This is a genomic window from Ruegeria sp. SAZD013, from assembly GCF_059612525.1.
The window spans coordinates 1-5,063 of record NZ_JBXWQT010000016.1 but is presented as its reverse complement, the minus strand read 5'-3'; the positions used below and the strand labels follow the sequence as shown (position 1 = coordinate 5,063).

Below are 5,063 nucleotides of genomic sequence, written 5' to 3'. Positions count from 1 at the left end.
TTTGAAAGGCATCACAGCATCCCGCAGTCAAATCAAAGGACCAGCTACGCATCGGAAACGATTTGTGCAACACGCTCTAAAAGACCCCGGCTCAGTCGGGGTATTTTCAGCGACCCTAAAGACTTCGGATACAAGGGCAGGTGCGGATTCCTTGACTGAACTCGCGTAGGTAACGGCAATCCCGGGCAAACGGCCTCGGTGGCGAAGTCGAGTTACCCGAGATGCGTCCACGCATCCCGGCGTCGCAGTTTGCACCTATAGGAGTGGCAGGGCGTTACCGCGCCAAGTTAGGTCAGGTCGTCGACACGTGCGTCCGGTGCGTTCCGCTTGACCGACTCGATCCCGTTATCCCGCCCAGAAGCGCTGGTATAGCTCTCGCTGGTGCCGATGACCTGCCCGTTGCTGGCCTTCAAATTGAACATGTGACCGCCGGACTTGGTTTCCTTGCGTTCATACCGCTCGTCATCCGGTGCGTTCTTCTTGACTGACTCGATCCCGTTCGTGGCACTTGCCTTTTGAACATATCCTTCACTGGCCAGAATGATTTCACCATTCCCGGCTTTCAGACGAAACCGAAATTCCCCGGCCTTGTCTTTGTATATTTCGAACTTCCCGGCCATTTGACGCCTACTCCTCTGTTCTGCTTTCGATTTTTTCGAATACATTCCTATAATTATACAAACGCCTCAAGAAAAAAGATGAGGCGTGTTATCTGCTCAGATCAAGCCCCCCCTCCCCTTCTCCTTAGCCTTGCTTCCTAAGATTTTTCAGCTGTTACCGTGGTAAAGCTGGCACCCGAAGGTGCCAGTGGTCATTTGGTCAGAACTGATGTCGTGGGACGCATTTAGTTGCCTCAGAACCACGAACAAAGTCCGTTCCGCAGCACTTTGGATAAGCAACTTCTGTTCAGTCCGCTAAGCCAAGGATCTTAGCATATTTTGTAAAAGAACTGTACCTGATACCTATATATAGTGTAATTTACGCCTGAAATATGAACAGCTGCAAACCCTGTTTTGATGCTTGTACTGTGTTTCAAGGGTTGCGTTCTGCTGGTCAGCGGTGAAAGCGCGACGCCTCCGCGCCACCTCTAGTTTCCGACTGGACGGCCGTAAATGCTATAAAACTCCTTTTGCAAAATTTCGATATCTTGGGAAATCTCGAACTCGACTTAAGAACAAGTCTTAACATGTCGGTTGCTTTGTTCGCTTCAGTGCCCGTGACGTCCGGTTCAGCTTGGACAGGCGATGTATCCGACGATGCCAACAAGCCCCCTGCCCCAGCGCGCCAAAAAAAAGGCGCCGGAACCTTTCCGACGCCTTTTCCCGCTTTGCTGGCCCATGATCTTACCCGTGGGTAAGGTCGTCTTCTTCGGGAAGCGCATCGATCAGCGCGGCAATCGCCGCTTCCAGCTTGCTTCGATCAACGCGTGTGAAATCCAGATCATACCGGATCTCGATCCGTCCACTTGAGGCAGCGCATTTTGCGATCCCAGCCCTACCCGAGACCTGAAATGTTGTTTTCGCACGGCGCGGTTTACCTGCGCTGACTGCATCCGACTTACTTGAAGACGTGGCTTCTGGCTCAGCCAGAAATGACCTGAGAATTGCAACCTCGCGCGTACCATCCCGATTAGGCTCGCTCTTCAGTGCCTCGCTCACTTGGCGAACCAGACCCGGCGTCGCGTCGAACTTGCGCTTTAGCTCAACGCCCACGTTTCGCGGAATGTCGTTCGGGTGGATCAGAACTTTGTCCAGCATCAGCAACAAACTGGCGAAAGACCGGATATAGCTACGCTTAGTATAGCTGGCAGACTTAAACAGCGTGGAAACCGCTTTGTCGACATCCGGACAGTCATTCGCTGGGTCTTCGGAATATGCACGGGCGAGGGCGCCCATTTCCGCAAATGAGATATCCTTTCGGATCAGGTTTTCGTCAACCATGCGCCGGTAACTGTTGTCCAGATCACCCGCGTCAGAAATCCCCGCTGGAATTCTGGCGTAGGTTTCGTCCCCGGTCTCATCGTACAAAGCACGATAGGCGGACAAACGGCGCATGCCCTGGATCAATTCATACAGCCCGTCCGACCTGCGTTCCAGACGGATCGGGTTGGACAAGCCGATGTCCCGGATCGAATCTTTGAGTTCATCCAGTTCCGGATCAGGACCTGGTTTGCGATCTCGCGTCAGTTTTTCTGTGACAACGTCATTCAGCAACACCCGTTCTGTCACCAAACCTTCGGCTCTCAGCCGAACCAGTTCATGTGCAAGACGGTCGTTTTCGGCGCGGATGGATTGTTCCGTCGATTGCTGATCACGTAAAGCGTCGGCATTTTCCGAAATTGCCGCGGCCATTGGACCGCGTCGTTTTTCAAAAACTTTGTCCGGTACTTTACCAACAGGAATGTCATCCATAGCCGGTAGGTCAATATCGAACATTCTCCGCTTGCGGCTCATGCGTCATCCTCCACCTTGTCCCAGGCCGATAACATTACGCCCCGGAATTCCTCATACACATTGTCAAAAGTCGAGCGGGCACGCCGCCAGGTTTCGCGGGTCATCTCGCGGTAGTCCATTTCGTAAACCGAACTCAGAAAACGTCCCGACTGCTCCACCGCACGGGTCATTTCCACCGGGTGCTGAGCGACATGTTCGCCAAAGACCTTCTTAAAGGCATCAAACATCGCCAGATGGAGCGCATTGCCCGGTTCATACCGCGTCAACAGGAACCGCAACTCACAGAAGGTTTTGGGCAATCCAATCTTACCCGTGGGTAAGGTCTTGTCGAACCCATAAGCCAGATCTTCCAACGCTTCTGCCAACTGGCCGATGAACGATGTGGTCGAGTCATACTCCCAATATCCGGGCCCAGAAGGGATATAAAGCATGTCAGCGGCAAAGACCGCATTCATAGACTGGTATCCGATTGCGGGCGGACAATCGAACAGAATGAGGTCATAAGCATCATCAGGAATCTGATCCAGATACCGGGAAACCGACGCAAAGAAGGACCATTCGGGATTCAGGTGCCGGTACTGGGCCGACGCAAATTCAACAAAGGCTGCGTTCGCACAGGAAGGTATCGCATCGATCGTCGACCAAGAGGTCTTCTTGATGAAATCACCAATTCGCAGATCACCAAGGCCCATGTCCGTTATCGCGGACGGCAACTCCCGGCGGGGCAGGGTGGTTCCCGATTCCGCAGCGGCGGGGCGGTTATTCATGCGCTCTGTCTCACGAATGAGGTCGCGCGCCATGATCCCCCAAACCGTGTAGTCTTCGGCCACATCCGTCAGGCCCATCGAATGGCTCAATGTTGCCTGAGGGTCGAAATCCACCACGAGGACCCTATACCCGTCCAGGGCGGCCGCATGGGCGAGGTGCAGCGCCACGGTCGACTTTCCCGCGCCTCCCTTGAAGTTTGCGACAGCCGCACGAATGGCGCGCTTGCCTTCAGGGCGAGGGGGCATCAGGGACTTGCGATTAATCTTGAGCCGTCGCCGCAGCTCATTCACCTCTTCCAGGCTGAACCAGCGCTGACGCCCGTCGGGCTCAACTTCTCCGCCAGGCAGGGAAGGATCGGCTGCAAGCTTTCCGCGAAAGGTCGACTGGTTAACCCGGAAGATCAGTTCGGACACCTCCCAACTGGAAAACCGGCGGAGCGTTTTCTCCATCTCAGGGCTAAAGGTCTGCTGGCGAATCCAGCCCTGCAATTTGAGGGACTGATTGCGCAATGCGTTCAGGTCTTCGTGCGTGTACATGCCTCAGGTCTCGTAGTTTGGAACGTAAATTTCTGCTCGTTTCCTATTTACGCCTGATTTGCACTTTACGCAAAAGAAATTATGATGAGGGTGCGCTCTTACCCATGGGTAAGAAAACAAGGCCTTAAACCCTACGAAGCGATTCGGCGGACCCTGTGAATACCATAAGGCCCGGAAGGCCCCCGGCGACCAGTATATAGGGGGGCATTCTGGCAAGAAATGCTACATATAGGGGGACATAAAGGGCCGATAGGGGGACACCCAGAATGACCCCCATCACCAATACTTCACCAAATTTCTTTTAGTTTTTTGAGATTGATCCGCACAAGATCAGGCGAAGTTCCAGTCTCTTCTTGACAGAATCGAAGCTTTGGACGCTAATTATCCCAAGATGGTGAAAAGCGTTGGCAAACGGCGCGAGATTGGCGGGACACACCCGCCTGAGGCAGACAGAGCGGTGAGAACGGGTATGCAGCTTGCGAAACCGGTCGGGCGAAATGCGCCGGCTTTAAAATATGATATACTGTCCGCACTGACCGTTCATGCGCTGTCAGGCGACAAGCACCGGCAACGAAGTATTCTGCGTATCATTGCGTTGATTACGACCCGATATAACTGGCGTAACAACGAATTATCCATTGGGCGGGAAGAAATTGCGCGCCTGTGGACAGTGAACGAAAGAACAGTAAAGCGCGAAATGTCCAGATTTCGCGCATTAGGTTGGATAACGGTAAAACGGCCTGCTGCGCGGGGTCGTGTTGCTGTGTACGAGATTGACCTGAAACAAATCCTGATAGACACCGAAGAGGTTTGGCCTGTTATCGGAACAGACTTTCAAGCCCGGATGACCGACGTGCCAGAACCTGAAACGAATGTTATTCCTTTCGCGACCAAACCAAATGCCCCGGAAAGCACCGAAGGGGATGTGTGGTCTCAGGTTCAGGCGATTCTTCACGGGCGCGATCCAGAACTATGGGCCAGCTGGTTTCAACATCTGTCCGAAGCAGAAAGGGCAGGGGGGCGCGTTGTTCTTGTCGCGCCGTCACGCTTCATGGCCGACTATATTTCGCAAAAGTGGACAGCGCGACTGTTGGCTGCCTACAGCCGCGTCGATCCGGGCATCAGGACGGTTCGCGTGGACGCTGCCGAATAACTGACTTTTGCTGTGTATCCTGCGGGATCTCCTCGTTCAGTTGACCAGGGAAACAGATACGAATACCCAATCGAAGCGAGCGTGTTGCACAAATCGTTTCCGATGCGTAGCTGGTCCTTTGATTTGACTGCGGGATGCTGTGATGCCTTTCAA

The 5,063-nt window shown here is 53.6% G+C and carries 4 protein-coding genes; 1 reads left to right on the top strand and 3 read right to left on the bottom strand.

Going from position 1 to position 5,063, the window contains the following annotated elements:
- Positions 1–287: 287 nt before the first annotated feature.
- The 3 genes from AC2FLU_RS04215 to AC2FLU_RS04205 form a co-directional block, all read right to left on the bottom strand.
- Positions 288–620, bottom strand: coding sequence for a YegP family protein (locus AC2FLU_RS04215; RefSeq protein ID WP_480478062.1), 333 nt, complete (start codon positions 618–620; stop codon positions 288–290).
- A gap of 723 nt (positions 621–1,343) precedes the next feature.
- Positions 1,344–2,453, bottom strand: coding sequence for a ParB/RepB/Spo0J family partition protein (locus tag AC2FLU_RS04210; RefSeq protein ID WP_496716451.1), 1,110 nt, complete (start codon positions 2,451–2,453; stop codon positions 1,344–1,346).
- The gene (locus AC2FLU_RS04205; RefSeq protein WP_496716450.1) at positions 2,450–3,757 is read right to left on the bottom strand and encodes an AAA family ATPase; all 1,308 of its coding nucleotides are present in this window, start codon (positions 3,755–3,757) and stop codon (positions 2,450–2,452) included. The genes AC2FLU_RS04210 and AC2FLU_RS04205 overlap by 4 nt, the downstream gene beginning before the upstream one ends.
- Positions 3,758–4,226: 469 nt before the next feature.
- Between AC2FLU_RS04205 and AC2FLU_RS04200 the strand changes: the two genes are divergently transcribed.
- Positions 4,227–4,910: a DnaA N-terminal domain-containing protein gene (locus AC2FLU_RS04200; RefSeq protein ID WP_480478067.1), complete on the top strand. Its 684-nt coding sequence runs from the start codon at positions 4,227–4,229 to the stop codon at positions 4,908–4,910.
- The last annotated feature ends 153 nt before the right edge of the window (positions 4,911–5,063 follow it).

What these genes read in the sequence shown, in the direction of transcription:
- AC2FLU_RS04215 (WP_480478062.1), bottom strand. Translation starts at nt 620, where the DNA reads ATGGCCGGGAAGTTCGAAATATACAAAGACAAGGCCGGGGAATTTCGG.
- AC2FLU_RS04210 (WP_496716451.1), bottom strand. Translation starts at nt 2,453, where the DNA reads ATGAGCCGCAAGCGGAGAATGTTCGATATTGACCTACCGGCTATGGAT.
- AC2FLU_RS04205 (WP_496716450.1), bottom strand. Translation starts at nt 3,757, where the DNA reads ATGTACACGCACGAAGACCTGAACGCATTGCGCAATCAGTCCCTCAAA.
- AC2FLU_RS04200 (WP_480478067.1), top strand. Translation starts at nt 4,227, where the DNA reads ATGCAGCTTGCGAAACCGGTCGGGCGAAATGCGCCGGCTTTAAAATAT.